The following is a 16199-nucleotide window of genomic DNA, read 5'->3' as shown; positions in this document are numbered from 1 at the left end:
CGCCTCCGCTGAGGGTGGTGGCGGGCGACGGGTGGGCGGCGGGAGATGGCAGCCTCACAGGCGCTTGACCCCCTTGATGCGTCCCGTCCTGCTCTTGCCGGCCTTCGAGAGCAGCCCACCGCGCTGGCTGCTGATGCGGGCGGTCCGGCCCGGGCGGCGGAGCCGGCTCATCCGGCTCATCCGGCCGGTGCTGACGCCGCCCGCCGCGCTGATCCAGCGGGACGCGCTCTCGCCGCCGGTGCCACCGGCGCTGTCGGCCATCGGATCGTTCTCACTCCGTCTGGCCAGCCCCATGATGAGCGGCACCGTGAAGGGCGCCAGCAGCAGGTCGTAGAGGACGGCGGTGAACAGCAGCTTGCCCAGGCCCACCTGGCGGGCCGCGTCGTCACCGACGAGGATGCCGACGCCCGCGTACAGCAGCGTGGCCCCGAGGGCCGCGGCCACGACCACGAGCATCGGCCCGGTGGCCGACCGGAGCTGGCCGGTCTCCGGCTTGGCGAGCCCCGCCAGATAGCCGATGACGCACAGCACCAGCGCATAGCGCCCGGCGGCGTGGTCGGCGGGCGGGGCGAGGTCGGCGAGCAGGCCCGCGCCGAAGCCGATGAGGGCGCCGCCGGTGTGGCCGTAGACGAGCGCGAGGCCGAGGACGACGAGCAGCAGCAGATCCGGTACGGCGCCGGGCAGTTGCAGCCGGGCGAGCACACAGATCTGGACGACGAGGGCGAAGACCACGAGGACGGTCGACAGGACGATCCGGTTGAGGTGCAGCATCGGTCAGCTCCTGTTGGCGGCCGGGCTCGTGGGCGTGGCGGAGGGGGTGGCCGTGACGGTGACCGTGGGCGTCGGCTTGGGCTTCGCGGGCTTGGGCGGCAGCACGGTGTCGCGCGGGTTGGTGCGCGGCGGCTGGACGACGACCCCTACGATGTCCAGCTTGCTGAATCCGACGTACGGGCGCACCTGGAGCGTGCGGGTGAGGTCGCCGCCGGTGGGGTCGACGCGGACCACCTTGCCGACCGGGACGCCGGGAACGAACGGCTTGTCAGCCTGGGAGCCGAAGGTGACGAGCCGGTCGCCCTTCTTGATCTTGGCCTTGCCGTTGAGGAGCTGGACGTGGAGCGAGCGATCGCCGCGCCCGGTGGCGAAGCCGAGCTCACCGGACTTCTCCATCCGGGTGCCCACGGTGAAGTCCGGGTCGATGGCGAGCAGCACGGTGGCGGTCGAGGGGCCGACGGTGGTGACCCGGCCGACCAGTCCGTCGCCGTTGATGACGGTCTGGTCGCGGCGGATGCCGTCGTCGCTGCCGACGTCGAGGGTGACGGTCCAGGAGAAGCCCTGGGCGGCGCCGATGCCGATGACCTCGGCGCCCTTGATGCCGTACTGGCCTCGGCCCGCGGTCTTCAGCAGCTTGTCGAGCTCACCGGCGCGGGCGTGGTTGCGGGCGTCGCTGCCGAGCCGCTGCTTGAGCTTGGCGTTCTCCCGTTCCAGGGCGCTGATCCGGTCGTGCCGCTCATCGGAGTCCCGTACGGCCGCCACGGCGTTGCCGACCGGGTCGACGGCGGAGGAGACCCCGTCCTCCACCGGGCCGAAGACGGAAGCGGCGGCCTGACGGGCGCCGTCGAGGGGCGAGTCCTCGCCGCCGCGGATATCCACCGTGATCAGCGCGAACGCGATGGCGACCAGCAGCACCAGGAGCAGCCGGCTCTCTCGTGTGTCCCTCACGTGCGGCGACGTGCCTTCCTCGTCGAAGTCGGACCGATCCCGGATTTATGGTGTGCGACCGGTCCTGGGGAGCCTTATGCCTGTATATCAGCGTTCCGCCGCACGGGCAGCCATCCACCCGTACGGCGGATCCGCCGGATTGTCATCTGCGGGGCTGGGCGTCCAGCACCTGCTGGAGCGCCTCGAACTCCTCGACGCACTTGCCGGAGCCGAGCGCGACCGAGTCCAGCGGGTCCTCGGCGATATGGATCGGCATGCCGGTCTCGCAGCGCAGCCGCTCGTCGAGGCCGCGCAGCAGCGCGCCGCCGCCGGTGAGCACGATGCCACGGTCCATGACGTCACCGGAGAGCTCCGGCGGGCACTTGTCGAGGGTGGTCTTGACCGCGTCGACAATGGAGTTGACCGGCTCCTCCATGGCCTTGCGGACCTCGGCGGCGGAGATCACGACGGTCTTGGGGAGCCCACTGACCAGGTCGCGGCCGCGGATCTCGGTGTGCTCCTCCTCGTCGCTCTCGAACGCCGAGCCGATTGTGATCTTGATGTTCTCGGCGGTGCGCTCACCGAGCAGCAGGCTGTATTCCTTCTTGATGTGCTGGATGATCGCATTGTCCAGCTCATCGCCCGCCACCCGGATGGACTGGGCGGTGACGATGCCGCCCAGCGAGATGACGGCGACCTCGGTGGTGCCACCGCCGATGTCCACGACCATGTTGCCGGTGGCCTCGTGGACCGGGAGGCCGGAACCGATGGCGGCGGCCATGGGCTCCTCGATGATGTGCACCTGGCGGGCGCCCGCCTGGGTGGACGCCTCGATGACGGCGCGGCGCTCGACTCCCGTGATTCCGGAGGGAACACAGATGACCACACGGGGGCGGGCGAGATAGCGGCGCTTATGGATCTTCAGGATGAAGTACCGCAGCATCCGCTCGGTGATCTCGAAGTCGGCGATAACGCCGTCCTTGAGCGGACGCACAGCGACGATGTTGCCAGGGGTGCGGCCGATCATCTTCTTTGCCTCGGCGCCCACGGCGAGAATTCCGCCGGTGTTGGTGTTGATGGCGACGACGGATGGCTCGTTGAGGACGATCCCGCGGCCCCTGACGTACACCAGCGTGTTGGCGGTCCCGAGGTCGACAGCCATGTCACGGCCGATGAACGACATGTTGTTCCCCATGAGGATACGTCAGGCCTTCCCTACTGGAGCGTTTGCTTACTTGAGGTCGGCAGGGATGTGTGGTGCGCTGCGAGGCGCGGAAGCTTCATCGTAGTCACGCCCGCTCGAACACGCTGCGGGGGTCCTCCGCCATTGTCAGCAGAACACGAGCCCGCCCCACCTAATGGTGACGTCGTGTCGCGGAGATGCGTTCCCCCGATCGGCCCGCATATGCCAAGGGGCGGCCGAGAAATTCGACCGCCCCCAGGTCAACAGGGGGTGTGCCAAGCTGATGAACGATCAGGCGAGATCGGGACGATCAGGCAAGACCGGGAAAGAAAATCTTGATTTCCCGTTCGGCGGACTCTTCGGAGTCCGAGGCATGGATCAGATTTTCCCTCACGATGGTGCCGAAATCGCCACGGATGGAGCCCGGCGCCGCGGCGATCGGGTCGGTCGGCCCGGCCAGCGCCCGTACGCCCTCGATCACCCGCTCGCCCTCGACGACCAGTGCCACGGCCGGACCGGAGGCCATGAACTCCACCAGCGGCTCGTAGAACGGCTTGCCGACATGCTCGGCGTAGTGCTGCTCCAGGACCTCATGGCCCAGCTCGCGCAGCTCCAGGGCACTGATCGTCCAGCCCGCCTTCTTCTCGATCCGCCCCAGAATCTCGCCCACCAGACCGCGTCGTACGGCGTCGGGCTTGAGAAGGACGAGCGTGCGCTGGCTCACTGTGCGGGCTCCTTAGGGAAGTGGCGTGCGGGTGAAGCTGTGTCGCAGAGGCTACATGGGTGAACGTGGCCCACGTTACGCAGCGTCAGCGGAGGGAGCGGAGGACGCGGCGAACCGCGCCTTCGCCTCGTCGACCTTGCGGCCGAAGTAAACGGAGGCCCACCACAGAGCGGCGAAGACCACGCCGAGGAAGAACATCGTGGTGACGATGAAGCCGCTCAGCACCAGGCCGATCTGGAGGGCCCAGCCGATCTGCACCGCCCCGGGACGGCTCAGCGCGCCGCACAGCAGCACACACAGCGCCATGGCGACGCCGCAGACCGTCCAGACAGTGCCCATCGACAGATCGGACATCTTCATCGCGACCAGCCCGGCGAAGCCGATCACAAAGAACTCGCCGATCAGAGTGGAGGCGCACAGCGTTCGCATATCAGCCCTTCCCCAGGAGCAGCCGGGCCTCGCCGACCGTGATCACCGAGCCGGTCACCAGCACACCCGCGCCGGAGTATTCGCCCTCTTCCTCCGCAAGGGTGATCGCCTCCTCCAGGGCATCGTCAAGCCGCGGCTCGACCTGTACCCGGTCGGGGCCGAAAACCTCGACGGCGATCGCGGCCAACGCGTCCGGGTCCATCGCGCGATGGCTGGAATTACGGGTCACCACGACCTCGGCGAAAATCGGCTCGAAGGCTTCCAGAAGGCCGCGGACGTCCTTGTCGTCGCTCGCCCCGACCACACCGACCAGCCGGCTGAAGCCGAACGCCTCGGTGACGGCCTCGGCCGCGGACCGCGCGCCCGCCGGGTTGTGCGCGGCGTCCAGCACCACGGTGGGGCTGCGGCGCACGACCTCCATACGGCCGGGCGAGGTGACGGAGGCGAAGGCGGAGCGGATGGTCTCGAGGTCCAGCGTGCGGGCATGCTGGGTGCCGATCCCGAAGAACGCCTCGACGGCGGCCAGCGCCACCGCCGCGTTATGCGCCTGATGGGCGCCGTACAGCGGGAGGAAGATGCCGGGGTACTCACCGCCGAGGCCGCGCAGCGTCAGCAGCTGCCCGCCGACCGCCTGCTCACGGGAGAGCACGCCGAACTCCATGCCCTCGCGGGCGACCGTGGCGTCCACCTCGACCGCGCGCTTGAGGACCACGGAGGCGGCCTCCACCGGCTGCTGCGCGAGCACCACGGTGGCGTCCTGCTTGACTATCCCGGCCTTCTCCGTGGCGATCTGCTCCGGAGTGGTGCCGAGCCGCTCGGTGTGGTCCAGGGAGATCGGCATGATCACGGCGACGCCCGCGTCGATCACATTGGTGGCGTCCCAGGAGCCGCCCATGCCGACCTCGACCACCGCGATATCCACCGGCGCGTCCGCGAAGGCTGCGTACGCCATACCGGTGAGCACCTCGAAGAAGGACAGCCGGTGCTCCTGTTGGCCGTCGACCATATCGATATACGGCTGAATATCCTGGTATGTCTCGACGAACCGCTCGGCGGAGATCGGCGACCCGTCCAGGCTGATCCGTTCGGTGATGGACTGCACATGCGGGCTCGTATAGCGGCCGGTGCGCAGATCGAAGGCGCCCAGCAGCGACTCGATCATGCGGGCGGTGCTGGTCTTGCCGTTCGTCCCGGTGATGTGGATCGAGGGGTAGGCCCGCTGCGGCGAGCCGAGGATGTCCATCAACGACTCGATCCGCACCAGCGAGGGGTCGAGCTTGGTCTCCGGCCAGCGCTTGGCCAGCTCCGTCTCCACCTCGCGCAGGGCGCGGTCCACCTCGGGGTCGGCCGGCCGGGCCGGGATGCCGTCCCCCTGCGGCGGCCCCGACTGCGCGCGCAGCGTCCGGCTGCCGGCCTCGATCACCGCCAGATCGGGGTCACGGTCGGTCTCGGCTCCGACGATCTCTTCGAATTCGTCGGATTCGTCGGATTCGTTCTGGGGGCGCTCGCTCACGCCGTCCAGTCTACGAGGCACCCTGTTTCTTTCCTGGCTCGGTTCGCCTCCGGGGCGCTCGAGTCGCTGTCGACAGTCGACCGTGCTCGGCCCCCCCTTTTTCAGGGCTCGGTTCGCCTCCGGGGCGCTCCAGCCTCCCCCTGCCCAGCCGACCGTGCTCGGCCACTCGCGCGGCGGTAGCCGCATAGCGATGGGAGCCCTCGCGGCCTCCGCGCGCTCTCCCTTTCGACAGCGGCGCGCCCCTTCGGCTCACTCGCCGGGGAGCGCGGCCTTCATGACCGACTTGGCGATCGGCCCGGCCAGGCCGCCGCCGGAGATATCGGCGCGCGCCGCGTCGCTGTCCTCGACCACCACCGCGACCGCGACCTTGTGGCCGCTGCCGTCATCCGCGTAACTCACGAACCACGCGTACGGGTTGGCGCTGTTGTTCTCGCCGTGCTGGGCGGTGCCGGTCTTGCCGCCCACCGTCACCCCGGGGATCTTCGCGTTGGTGCCGGTGCCCTTCTCCACCACCGTCCGCATCGCGGACCGGAGCTCGGTCGCGGTGTCCTTGGACATCGCCTGGCTGTAGGTCTTGGTCCCGGTGCGGTCCAGCGCGGACGCGTTGCCATCGGTGGTGCGGTCGACCTCGTACGGGGTCATCAGCTTGCCGTCTTCGGCGATGGCCGAGGCGACCATCGCCATCTGCAGCGGGGTCGCGGTCACATCGAACTGGCCCATACCGCTCAGCGCCGTCTGCGCCCGGTCCATACCGTGCGGGTAGAGGCTCTTCGCGGCGCGCACCGGAATGTCCAGCTTGGAGTCGTCGAAGCCCAGCTTCTCGGCCTGCGCCGCCACCTTGGACTGGCCCAGGTCCACGGCCATCTTCGCGAAGACCGTATTACAGGAGTACTGCAGGGCGGTGCGTAGCGTCGCGTTCTCACAGGGCGCCGACCTGTTCTCGTTGTGCATATCGGTGGTCGTGCCCGGCAGGCGGTACGGATCCGGGCTCTTGGTCGGCTCGTCCACCGAGGAGTACAGCCCGTCCTCCAGCGCCGCGGCGGCGACCACCAGCTTGAAGGCCGAGCCCGGCGGATACGTCTGGCGCAGGGCCCGGTTCAGCATGGGCTGCATCTTTTTCTTCTGCAGCGCGCTCCATGCCTTCCCGTCGGCCGTGGAGGAGCCCGCGAAGGAGCCAGGGTCGTAGGAGGGCGTGCTGGCCAGGGCGAGGATCGCGCCCGTCTTGGGGTCGATCGCCACGGCCGCGCCGGTCTTGTTCCCCAGCCCGTTGTACGCGGCCTTCTGCGCGGCCGGGTCGATCGTGGTGATCACATCGCCGGGCTTGGACCGCTCCCGGGTCAGCGCCTGGAGCGGATTCTTCAGCCGGCTGTCGGAGCCGTCGAGGACCCCCCGGTCCAGCGCCTCCAGCTGATTGCTGCCGTACGACTGCGAGGCGTATCCGGTGACCGGCGCGTAAAGCTTCCCGTCGGTGTACGTCCGCTTGTACTTCAGACTGCCCGTGGTGGCGGCGGAGCCGGTGACGGGCTTGCCGCCGACCAGGATGTTGCCCAGCGGGCCCGCGTACTGGGAGATGGCCGTCCGGCTGTTGTGCGGGTTGTCCCGGAGGCTGCTCCCTCTCGCCACCTGGACATAGGTGACCCAGATGAGCAGGGCCAGCACGAGCAGCAGGGAGAACACGGAGGCGTTCCGCAGGGGCTTGTTCATAGAGGGGTGGAGCTCCTTCCGGGACGTACGGGCAGATAACTCCCGGAAGGCAGGGTTTGGTTCCTGCGGGGCATTCCTGTGCGGCGACTGTGAGATATGACGCGAAGCGCCCCCGCCGGCATGCGGCGGGGGCGCTTCGTGGGTCTCAGGGTCTCAGCCCTTCGGCTCAGCCCTTGGGCAGCGCGGCCAACTGGGCGGTGATCCGGGCGATGTCGGCCTCGGCGGTCGCCTGGCGCGTACGGATCTTGTCCACGACATGGTCGGGCGCCTTGGCCAGGAACCCCTCGTTGGACAGCTTCGCCGTCGTCTGCGCCTTGTCCTTCTCGGCCGCGGCGAGATCCTTGGCCAGCCGCTTGCGCTCGGCCTCGATGTCGATCGCGCCGGACAGGTCGAGCGCCACGGTCGCACCCGCGACCGGCAGCGAGGCGGTGGCGGTGAAGCCCTCACCGGCCGGCTGGAGGCGCAGCAGGGAGCGCATCGCGTCCTCGTGGGCGGCGAGCGAGGTGCCCGACAGCTCCAGCCGGGCCGGGACCCGCTGGCCGGGCTGAAGCCCCTGGTCGGCGCGGAACCGGCGGACCTCGGTGACCACCTGCTGGAGGTTCTCGATCTCCCGCTCGGCCGCCTCGTCCCGGAAGCCGCTGTCCCCGGGCCAGTCGGCGATGACGACCGACTCCTGCCCGGTCAGCGAGGTCCACAGCTTCTCGGTGACGAAGGGGACCACCGGGTGAAGCAGCCGCAGCGTGACGTCCAGGACCTCGCCGAGGACGCGCCGCGAGGCTTCGGCCTCCGCGCCGCCCTTGAGGAAGGTGGTCTTGGACAGCTCGACGTACCAGTCGAAGACCTCGTCCCAGGCGAAGTGGAAGAGCGTGTCCGAGAGCTTCGCGAACTGGTAGTCGTCGTAGTACGCGTCGACGTCCGCGACGACCTGGTTCAGCCGGGACAGGATCCAGCGGTCGGTCGCCGAAAGCCGCTCGGGCACGGGCAGTTCGCCCTCGACCGTCGCACCGTTCATCAGCGCGAAGCGCGTCGCGTTCCAGATCTTGTTGGCGAAGTTACGGGACGCCTGGACCCAGTCCTCGCCGATCGGGACGTCCACCCCGGGGTTGGCGCCCCGGGCCAGGGTGAAGCGGACGGCGTCGGAGCCGTAGGTGTCCATCCAGTCCAGCGGATTGACCGCGTTCCCAAAGGACTTGGACATCTTCTTGCCGAACTGGTCACGGACCATGCCGTGCAGGGCGATGGTGTGGAACGGCGGGGTGCCGTCCATGGCGTACAGGCCCATCATCATCATCCGGACGACCCAGAAGAAGAGGATGTCGTAGCCGGTGACCAGGGCCGAGTTCGGGTAGAACTTCTCCAGGCTCTCGGTCCGCTCGGGCCAGCCGAGCGTGGAGAACGGCCACAGGGCCGAGGAGAACCAGGTGTCCAGGACGTCGCTGTCCTGGGTCCAGCCCTCGCCGCTCGGCGGCTCCTCGTCCGGTCCGACACACACGACCTCGCCGTTCGGGCCGTACCAGACCGGGATCCGGTGGCCCCACCACAGCTGGCGCGAGATGCACCAGTCGTGCATGTTGTCGACCCAGTCGAAGTAGCGCTTCGACATGTCCTCCGGGTGGATCGTGACCCGGCCCTCGCGGACGGCGTCACCCGAGGCCTTGGCCAGCGGCCCGACCTTGACCCACCACTGCATGGACAGCCGCGGCTCGATGGTCGTCTTGCAGCGCGAGCAGTGGCCCACGGAGTGGGCGTACGGGCGCTTCTCGGAGACGATCCGGCCCTCGGCGCGCAGCGCGCCGACGATGGCGCTGCGCGCCTCCAGCCGGTCCAGGCCCTGGAAGGGACCGTGGGCGGTGATGACCGCGTGCTCATCCATGACGGTCAGGTTCGGCAGGCCGTGGCGCTGCCCGATCTCGAAGTCGTTCGGGTCGTGGGCCGGGGTGACCTTGACCGCGCCGGTGCCGAACTCCGGGTCGACGTGGCTGTCGGTGACGACCGGAATACGGCGGCCGGTGAGCGGCAGCTCGATCTCGGTGCCGACCATATGGCGGTAGCGCTCGTCGTCGGGGTGGACGGCGACCGCGGTGTCGCCCAGCATCGTCTCGGCGCGGGTCGTCGCCACGACGATGGACGTGTCGCCCTCGCCGTACCGGATCGAGACCAGCTCGCCGTCGTCGTCCTGGTATTCCACCTCGATGTCGGAGATGGCCGTGAGACAGCGCGGGCACCAGTTGATGATGCGCTCGGCGCGGTAGATCAGCTCATCCTCGTAGAGCTTCTTGAAGATGGTCTGGACGGCCTTGGACAGCCCCTCGTCCATGGTGAAGCGCTCGCGGTTCCAGGCGACGCCGTCGCCCAGGCGCCGCATCTGGCCGGAGATCTGCCCGCCGGACGCGGCCTTCCACTGCCACACGCGCTCGACGAACGCCTCGCGGCCCAGGTCGTGGCGGGAGACGCCCTCCTTGGCCAGCTCGCGCTCGACCACGTTCTGCGTGGCGATACCGGCGTGGTCCATACCGGGCTGCCAGAGCGTCTCGTAGCCCTGCATCCGCTTGCGCCGGGTGAGCGCGTCGATGATGGTGTGCTCGAAGGCATGGCCGAGGTGGAGCGACCCGGTCACATTGGGCGGGGGGATGACGATGGTGTAGGGCTCTTTGCCGCTCTTCGCGTCCGCCTCGAAGTAACCGCGCTCTACCCAGCGCTCGTACAGCCGCCCCTCTACATCGGCCGGCGCGTACTGGGTCGGCAGTTCGGGGTGGCTGTTCGGCCCGCTGTCGGGGCGCTGCGAAGAGTTCTCGGTCACGACCGCAGTCTAAAGGGCGGCGGCACTCCGTTACGAACCCGTTGTGGCCCCGGGGCAAAGGCACCCGGGCGCGTCGGGAAGGATGTTGCGCACCTGTCATGCGCATCAAGGAGAGGCACGATGAGCCATCAGCAGCCGCCGCCGCAGCCCGGTCCCTACGGGGGGCAGCCGGGACCGTACGGCGCCGGTCAGCCGCCGGTGCCGAACCCGTACGCGCAGCAGCCCGGCTACGGGCAGCCGCCGCAGGGGGGCTACGCCCAGCCCAACCCGTACGGCGGGAGCGGCCCGTACGGCGGGCCCGCGAGCCCCTACGGCCGGCCGCAGCAGGCGCCCGGACCCCAGCAGCCGCCGGGGCCGCAGTACTACGGCGGGCCGCAGCCGCCGGCGCCGTCGGTGGGTCCGGGGACCAGCGGACGCGGCAAGGGCAGGACGATCGGGATCGCGGTCGGCGCGCTGGTGGTGGTGGGAGCGCTGACGGGGGGCGCGTTCGCGCTGTTCGCCGGTGACAGCGGCCCGTACAAGCTGACGACGCCGAAGACTGTCGCCGGGGAGTACCAGCGCCAGGGCTCGGGCACCGACGACGGCGATCTGTCCGCCGCGGGCAAGAAGGATCTCCAGCAGGTCCCGGTCGTCAAGGATCCGCATCTGGTGGCGGCCGACTACCAGACCTCCGGCAAGGAGATGCTGAAGTTCACCGGTGTCTGGGGCGAGGTGACCGACCCCGAGCGGGGCGCGGACCTCGCCCTGGCGGTCATCGTCAAGACGCTGCAGGACAACGGCACCGCCCAGGCCAAGGGCAGTCCCGAGCAGTTCTCGCCGGACGGTTTCGACGGGAATGTCCTGAAGTGTCAGGCATTGAAGTTCACCTCGGATCAGGGATCCATGGAGGCCCCCGCGTGCGTCTGGGGCGATGAGAACACTCTGGGCGTCACCGTGATGGCGGACCCGGCGGCCGCGGTCATCGGCGGTGGCATGTCCCTGAAGGACGCCGCCGATGTCACGGCCAAGGTGCGCAAGGACGCGCGCGTCGAGATCGGCAGCTAGCCCGAAACCGGCGAACAGCAACACATCAGAATATGTCGAACGAGGGAAAAACATGAGCTACAACCAGCCGGGCCCCTACGGCCAGCAGCCCCAGCAGCCGGGTCCCTACGGCCAGGGCGGTGCCGCCGGCCAGCCCGGCTATGGCTACCCGCAGCAGCCCGGCCCGTACGGCCAGCCGCCGCAGGGCCAGCCGCCGCAGCCGGGGTACGGCTACCCGCAGCAGCCGCAGCAGCCCGCGGGCCCCTACGGTCAGCCCGCGGCCCCTTACGGCCAGCAGCCCCCCTACGGCCAGCCGGGCATGCCGGGCCCCTACCAGCCGGGCCCGGGGCAGGGCGGCGGCAACAAGAAGAGCCTGGCCATCGCGATCGGGGCGGTGGTCCTGGTGGCCGCGGTCGTCGGCGGCGTCCTGCTGTTCAAGGGCGGGGACGACGGCGGCAGCGCCAAGGTCGCCGACGACGGCAAGCGCTACAAGCTCACCACGCCGCAGACCGTGGCCGGCGAGTACACGAAGGAGGGCTCCGGCACCGACGGCGGCTCGCTCAGCTCGTCCGACAAGGACGACTTCGCCAAGTTCGGGGTCACCAACCCGGAGGGCACGGGCGCCAGCTACAAGTCGGGCCAGGGCATGACCGCGAAGGCCCTGGAGTTCAAGGGCGTCTGGGGCGAGGTGAAGGACCCCGAGGCGGTCGTCGACGGAGCCTTCGCGAAGATAGCCAAGGAGGCCGCGGACGACCCGTCGGCCGGCAGCGGCGCCAAGGCCGAACTGGTGGGAAGCCCGGAGAAGGTGTCCCCCAGCGGACTCGACAACGCCGTGATGAAGTGCCAGAACACGAAGTTCACCCCCGGTACCGGTTCCAGCGCGAGCGGCGGGCCCGGCGGCAAGGGCTTCACCATCCCGATCTGCATGTGGGGCGACCACAGCACCGTGGGCTATGTGGTCGTCTCCGACACGGCGTCCGCGCTCACCGGCAAGGGCTTGACGCTCGACCAGGCCGGGGAGATCACCGCGAAGGTCCGCAGCGACGCGCGCGTCGAGATCAAGTAGCGGCTCGGGCCGCCCAGTTCACAGGCCGCAGCACCCCGGAGGGGGACTCCACACCCATGAGCTACCACCAGCCACCGCCGCCGTCGGGTCCGTACGGCGGCAGCGGGCCCGGCCCGTACGGGGGCGCCCAGCCCAATCCGTACGGCGGAGGGCAGCAGCCGCCCGCGGAGCCCAATCCGTACGCCCAGCCGCCGGGTTACGGCTATCCGCAGGCGCAGCCCCCGCAGGCGTACGGCTACCCGCAGCAGCAGGGCCCCTACGGCCGGCCCCCGTACCCCGCGCCGCCCGCGGCCGGCGGGGGCGGGCACCGGACCAAGATCATCGCGATCACGGCGGCCGGGCTCGTGGTGGCCGGTGCGATCGTCACCGGCGCCGTCGTCCTGAGCGGCGGTGACGACAGCCCGAAGGCGATGAAGCTCATCACCCCCAAGACGCTCGACAAGGGCACGTACACCCTGGACAAGGGCACGGACGACCTCAAGAACGAGGGCACCAGCGTGCAGGAGAGCATGCCGAAGGGCGCGACCTCCGTGCTGGCCCAGTACAAGCGGTCCGACGACGAGAACTCGGGGCTCGCCTTCTCCGGTATGTACGGCGAGATCAGCGACCCCGAGAAGGTCCAGGACGAGATGTTCAAGGGGTTCGAGAACGGCGAGGGCTCCCCCACCGTCGAACAGAAGCGGAAGCGGTTCCGGCCCGACGGCGCGGACGGCCCGGCGGTGGACTGCGAGGTCGTGAAGCTCTACGACCGGATCTACGCCCCGGCCTGCACCTGGGCGGAGAAGACGGACGCGGCGATGGTGCTGGACGTCAACGCGGAGCACACCTCCGTGTCGGACGCCGACATGGAAGCCTTCGCCAAGACGACCGCGGGCATCTACAAGGACACCCGCGAGCCCGCCTGAGGAAGGCCGCCCAGGGCGCCACAGGACGCCCTCAGGGCGCGTACGGCACGAAGAGGGCCCCGGAATCCGGGGCCCTCTTCGTATGCGCTGTGCGAGGCGCCTACGCGCTCTTCTCGTGCCGCTCGCCCGGCTCGGTGCCGCGGGTGCGCGGAACGAGCGTCGGATTGACGTTCGAGTGGACGACGTCCTCGGTGATGACGACCCGGGCCACGTCCTTACGGGACGGCACCTCGTACATCGCCGACATCAGCACCTCTTCGATGATGGCGCGCAGGCCGCGCGCGCCGGTGCCGCGCAGAATCGCCTGGTCGGCGATGGCCTCCAGGGCCGGGCGGTCGAAGTCCAGCTCCACACCGTCGAGTTCGAACAGCCGCTGGTACTGCTTGACCAGCGCGTTCCGCGGCTCGACCAGGATCTGCAGCAGCGCCTCACGGTCCAGGTTGTGGACGGAGGTGATGACCGGGAGACGGCCGATGAACTCCGGAATCATTCCGAACTTCACCAGGTCCTCGGGCATGACCTCCTGGAACTGGTCGCTCGCCTCGATCTCGCGCTTGGAGCGGATCGTGGCGCCGAAGCCGATACCCTTGGCACCCGCCCGCGACTCGATGATCTTCTCCAGACCGGCGAAGGCACCGCCCACGATGAACAGCACGTTCGTCGTGTCGATCTGGATGAACTCCTGGTGCGGGTGTTTCCGGCCGCCCTGCGGCGGCACCGACGCCGTGGTCCCCTCCAGGATCTTCAGCAGCGCCTGCTGCACGCCCTCGCCGGAGACATCACGGGTGATCGAGGGGTTCTCGCTCTTGCGGGCCACCTTGTCGATCTCGTCGATGTAGATGATGCCCGTCTCGGCCTTCTTGACGTCGTAGTCGGCGGCCTGGATCAGCTTGAGGAGGATGTTCTCCACGTCCTCGCCGACATAGCCCGCCTCGGTGAGCGCGGTCGCGTCGGCGATGGCGAAGGGGACGTTGAGCATCCGGGCGAGGGTCTGCGCCAGCAGCGTCTTGCCGGAGCCGGTGGGGCCGAGCAGCAGAATGTTGGACTTCGCCAACTCGATGCCGTCGTCGCGGCTGTTGCCACTGTTCTCGCCCGCCTGGACCCGCTTGTAGTGGTTGTAGACGGCGACGGAGAGCGCCTTCTTGGCGGGCTCCTGGCCGACCACATAGCCCTCGAGGAACTCATAGATCTCACGCGGCTTGGGGAGTTCCTCCCAGCGCACCTCGGAGGTCTCGGCGAGCTCTTCCTCGATGATCTCGTTGCAGAGATCGATGCACTCATCGCAGATGTACACACCCGGGCCCGCGATGAGCTTCTTCACCTGCTTCTGGCTCTTCCCGCAGAACGAGCACTTGAGCAGGTCGCCGCCGTCACCGATGCGTGCCACGAGGTGCTTCCCCTTCGCCTTGGATCCGCTTTGCTCCGCGGATCCGGGTGCTTGCGCTGCGCTTTCTGCGTCTGTTTCCGGGGGCTGGCCCCCAGCCCTCTATGACGGTACCTTGCCGGGCCCCCGGTTCGGGCCCCCCTTGGACCGACTCGATCCAAGGGGGCCGATGTCACCGGTGCTCAGCCGAGGCCGACCGAGGTCTTACGGGTCGAGACGATCTGATCGATAAGACCGTACGACAGCGACTCCTCGGCGGTCAGGATCTTGTCCCGCTCGATATCGTCACGGATCTTCTCGATCGGCGTGGTCGAGTGCTTGGCCAGCATCTCCTCGAGCTGCGAGCGCATCCGCAGAATCTCGTTGGCCGCGATCTCCAGATCCGAGACCTGGCCGCGGCCGGTCTCGCTGTACGGCTGGTGGATCAGGATACGGGCGTTGGGCAGCGCCATCCGCTTGCCGGGCGTCCCGGCGGCGAGCAGGACGGCCGCGGCGGACGCCGCCTGGCCCATGCAGACCGTCTGGATGTCGGGCTTGACGAACTGCATCGTGTCGTAGATGGCGGTCAGCGCCGTGAACGAGCCGCCGGGCGAGTTGATGTAGACCGAAATATCGCGGTCCGGGTCCATCGACTCCAGGCACAGCAGCTGCGCCATGACGTCATTGGCCGAGGCGTCGTCGATCTGGACGCCCAGGAAGATCACCCGCTCTTCGAAGAGCTTCGCGTACGGGTCGTACTCGCGGATGCCCTGGGAGGTGCGCTCGACGAAGCGCGGGACGACATAGCGGGATTCGGCCATCGGGCCGGTGTACTGGCCGCTGCCGGAAAAGGTGTTCATCTGGGTCTTCACCATCCTGTGGCGATCTGAGGGCTGGAGGTCGGCTACGGGACGGCGGGACTCAGGCCCCGGTGCCGCCCCCGCCCGGAACGCTGGAGGCGGACGTCATGACGTCGTCGACCAGGCCGTAGTCCTTGGCCTCCTCGGCGGAGAACCAGCGGTCGCGGTCGGAGTCGCGGGTGATCTGCTCGACCGTCTGACCGGTGTGGAAGGCGGTCAGCTCCGCCATCCGCTTCTTGGTGTGCAGCAGCCGCTCGGCGTGGATCTTGATGTCCGAGGCCGAACCCGCCAGGCCCGCGGAGGGCTGGTGGATCAGGATCTCGGCGTTCGGCAGCGCGAACCGCTTGCCTGGGGTGCCGGCGCTCAGCAGGAACTGGCCCATCGAGGCCGCGAGGCCCATGGCGATGGTGACCACGTCGTTCTGGATGTACTGCATGGTGTCGTAGATCGCCATGCCGGCCGAGATCGAGCCGCCCGGAGAGTTGATGTAGAGGTAGATGTCCTTGTCCGGGTCGGCGGCGAGCAGGAGCAGCTGCGCCGTGATCTTGTTGGCGATGTCGTCGTCGACCTGCTGGCCGAGGAAGATGATCCGCTCACCGAGCAGCCGGTTGTAGACCTGGTCGCCGAGGCCACCGATGGTCGGCTCGCCGGCGGCGGAAGGCATCGTATTCGTCACGTATCCACCTGCTCGTCTCTGACGGCGACTGGCCGTCTCAGCGTCTTCTCTTGGGCGCGGGAGCGTGGCCGCCGGTGCGCTCCGGCGGGCTTGCGAGACTCCCCTGCCCTCGTATCTACGGACCCTAACGCGCTGGTCGGCGGGCGCCATCCCGCATCAGGAACTGTTCGCTCTGAGCGCAGGTTCCGGCATTCGGAGGACATCGCGGAACACGAACGGGCCCGGACGCGTACAGACGTTCGGGCCCGTTCGTAC

General features: G+C 69.0%; 14 protein-coding genes. 3 read left to right on the top strand and 11 right to left on the bottom strand.

Features of this window, described 5'->3' with window-relative positions; all coding sequences use genetic code 11:
- Positions 1–54 precede the first annotated feature (54 nt).
- The 8 genes from mreD to ABZS71_RS06260 all read right to left on the bottom strand — a co-directional run bounded on the left by mreD (position 55) and on the right by ABZS71_RS06260 (position 10051).
- Positions 55–768 carry a rod shape-determining protein MreD gene (mreD, locus tag ABZS71_RS06295; protein WP_356208149.1) on the bottom strand — a complete coding sequence of 238 codons (714 nt, stop codon included), beginning with the start codon at positions 766–768 and terminating at the stop codon, positions 55–57.
- A 6-nt stretch (positions 769–774) separates the two neighbouring features.
- Positions 775–1719, bottom strand: coding sequence for a rod shape-determining protein MreC (gene mreC / locus ABZS71_RS06290; RefSeq protein ID WP_356207963.1), 945 nt, complete (start codon positions 1717–1719; stop codon positions 775–777).
- 142 nt (positions 1720–1861) lie between these two features.
- A complete protein-coding gene (locus ABZS71_RS06285) occupies positions 1862–2881 on the bottom strand; it encodes a rod shape-determining protein (protein WP_356208148.1) in 1020 nt (339 codons plus the stop codon).
- 310 nt (positions 2882–3191) lie between these two features.
- Entirely contained in the window at positions 3192–3605 is a 414-nt protein-coding gene (ndk, locus tag ABZS71_RS06280) for a nucleoside-diphosphate kinase (protein WP_355848275.1), read from the bottom strand.
- A gap of 75 nt (positions 3606–3680) precedes the next feature.
- Complete coding sequence (locus ABZS71_RS06275) at positions 3681–4034, bottom strand: DUF4233 domain-containing protein (protein ID WP_356207961.1); 354 nt, start codon at positions 4032–4034, stop codon at positions 3681–3683.
- A gap of 1 nt (position 4035) precedes the next feature.
- Positions 4036–5547, bottom strand: coding sequence for a folylpolyglutamate synthase/dihydrofolate synthase family protein (locus ABZS71_RS06270; protein WP_356207959.1), 1512 nt, complete (start codon positions 5545–5547; stop codon positions 4036–4038).
- Positions 5548–5796: 249 nt separating this feature from the next.
- Entirely contained in the window at positions 5797–7251 is a 1455-nt protein-coding gene (locus ABZS71_RS06265; RefSeq protein WP_356207958.1) for a penicillin-binding protein 2, read from the bottom strand.
- 166 nt (positions 7252–7417) lie between these two features.
- On the bottom strand, positions 7418–10051 hold the full coding sequence (locus tag ABZS71_RS06260; protein WP_356207957.1) for a valine--tRNA ligase: 2634 nt from the start codon (positions 10049–10051) through the stop codon (positions 7418–7420).
- A 120-nt stretch (positions 10052–10171) separates the two neighbouring features.
- On the opposite strand from ABZS71_RS06260, the gene ABZS71_RS06255 reads away from it, so the two are divergent.
- Genes ABZS71_RS06255 through ABZS71_RS06245 form a run of 3 tightly spaced genes read left to right on the top strand, consistent with a single transcriptional unit; the run spans position 10172 to position 13045 of the window.
- Positions 10172–11095: a hypothetical protein gene (locus ABZS71_RS06255; protein ID WP_356207955.1), complete on the top strand. Its 924-nt coding sequence runs from the start codon at positions 10172–10174 to the stop codon at positions 11093–11095.
- A gap of 52 nt (positions 11096–11147) precedes the next feature.
- A complete protein-coding gene (locus ABZS71_RS06250) occupies positions 11148–12140 on the top strand; it encodes a hypothetical protein (RefSeq protein WP_356207953.1) in 993 nt (330 codons plus the stop codon).
- A gap of 56 nt (positions 12141–12196) precedes the next feature.
- Positions 12197–13045: a hypothetical protein gene (locus ABZS71_RS06245; protein ID WP_356207952.1), complete on the top strand. Its 849-nt coding sequence runs from the start codon at positions 12197–12199 to the stop codon at positions 13043–13045.
- Between the two features lie 100 nt (positions 13046–13145).
- Here the strand turns inward: ABZS71_RS06245 and clpX are convergent, their stop codons facing one another.
- The 3 genes from clpX to ABZS71_RS06230 form a co-directional block, all read right to left on the bottom strand.
- Positions 13146–14432: an ATP-dependent Clp protease ATP-binding subunit ClpX gene (clpX, locus tag ABZS71_RS06240; RefSeq protein WP_355848298.1), complete on the bottom strand. Its 1287-nt coding sequence runs from the start codon at positions 14430–14432 to the stop codon at positions 13146–13148.
- Positions 14433–14611: 179 nt separating this feature from the next.
- The gene (locus ABZS71_RS06235) at positions 14612–15268 is read right to left on the bottom strand and encodes an ATP-dependent Clp protease proteolytic subunit (RefSeq protein ID WP_355848377.1); all 657 of its coding nucleotides are present in this window, start codon (positions 15266–15268) and stop codon (positions 14612–14614) included.
- 61 nt (positions 15269–15329) lie between these two features.
- Complete coding sequence (locus tag ABZS71_RS06230; RefSeq protein ID WP_355848301.1) at positions 15330–15944, bottom strand: ATP-dependent Clp protease proteolytic subunit; 615 nt, start codon at positions 15942–15944, stop codon at positions 15330–15332.
- Positions 15945–16199 lie beyond the last annotated feature (255 nt).

The sequence above is a fragment of the Streptomyces sp. NPDC005393 genome (assembly GCF_040606675.1).
Classification (GTDB): Bacteria; Actinomycetota; Actinomycetes; order Streptomycetales; family Streptomycetaceae; genus Streptomyces.
The sequence above is the reverse complement of the archived record's forward strand: the minus strand, read 5'-3'. Positions and strand labels throughout refer to the sequence as shown.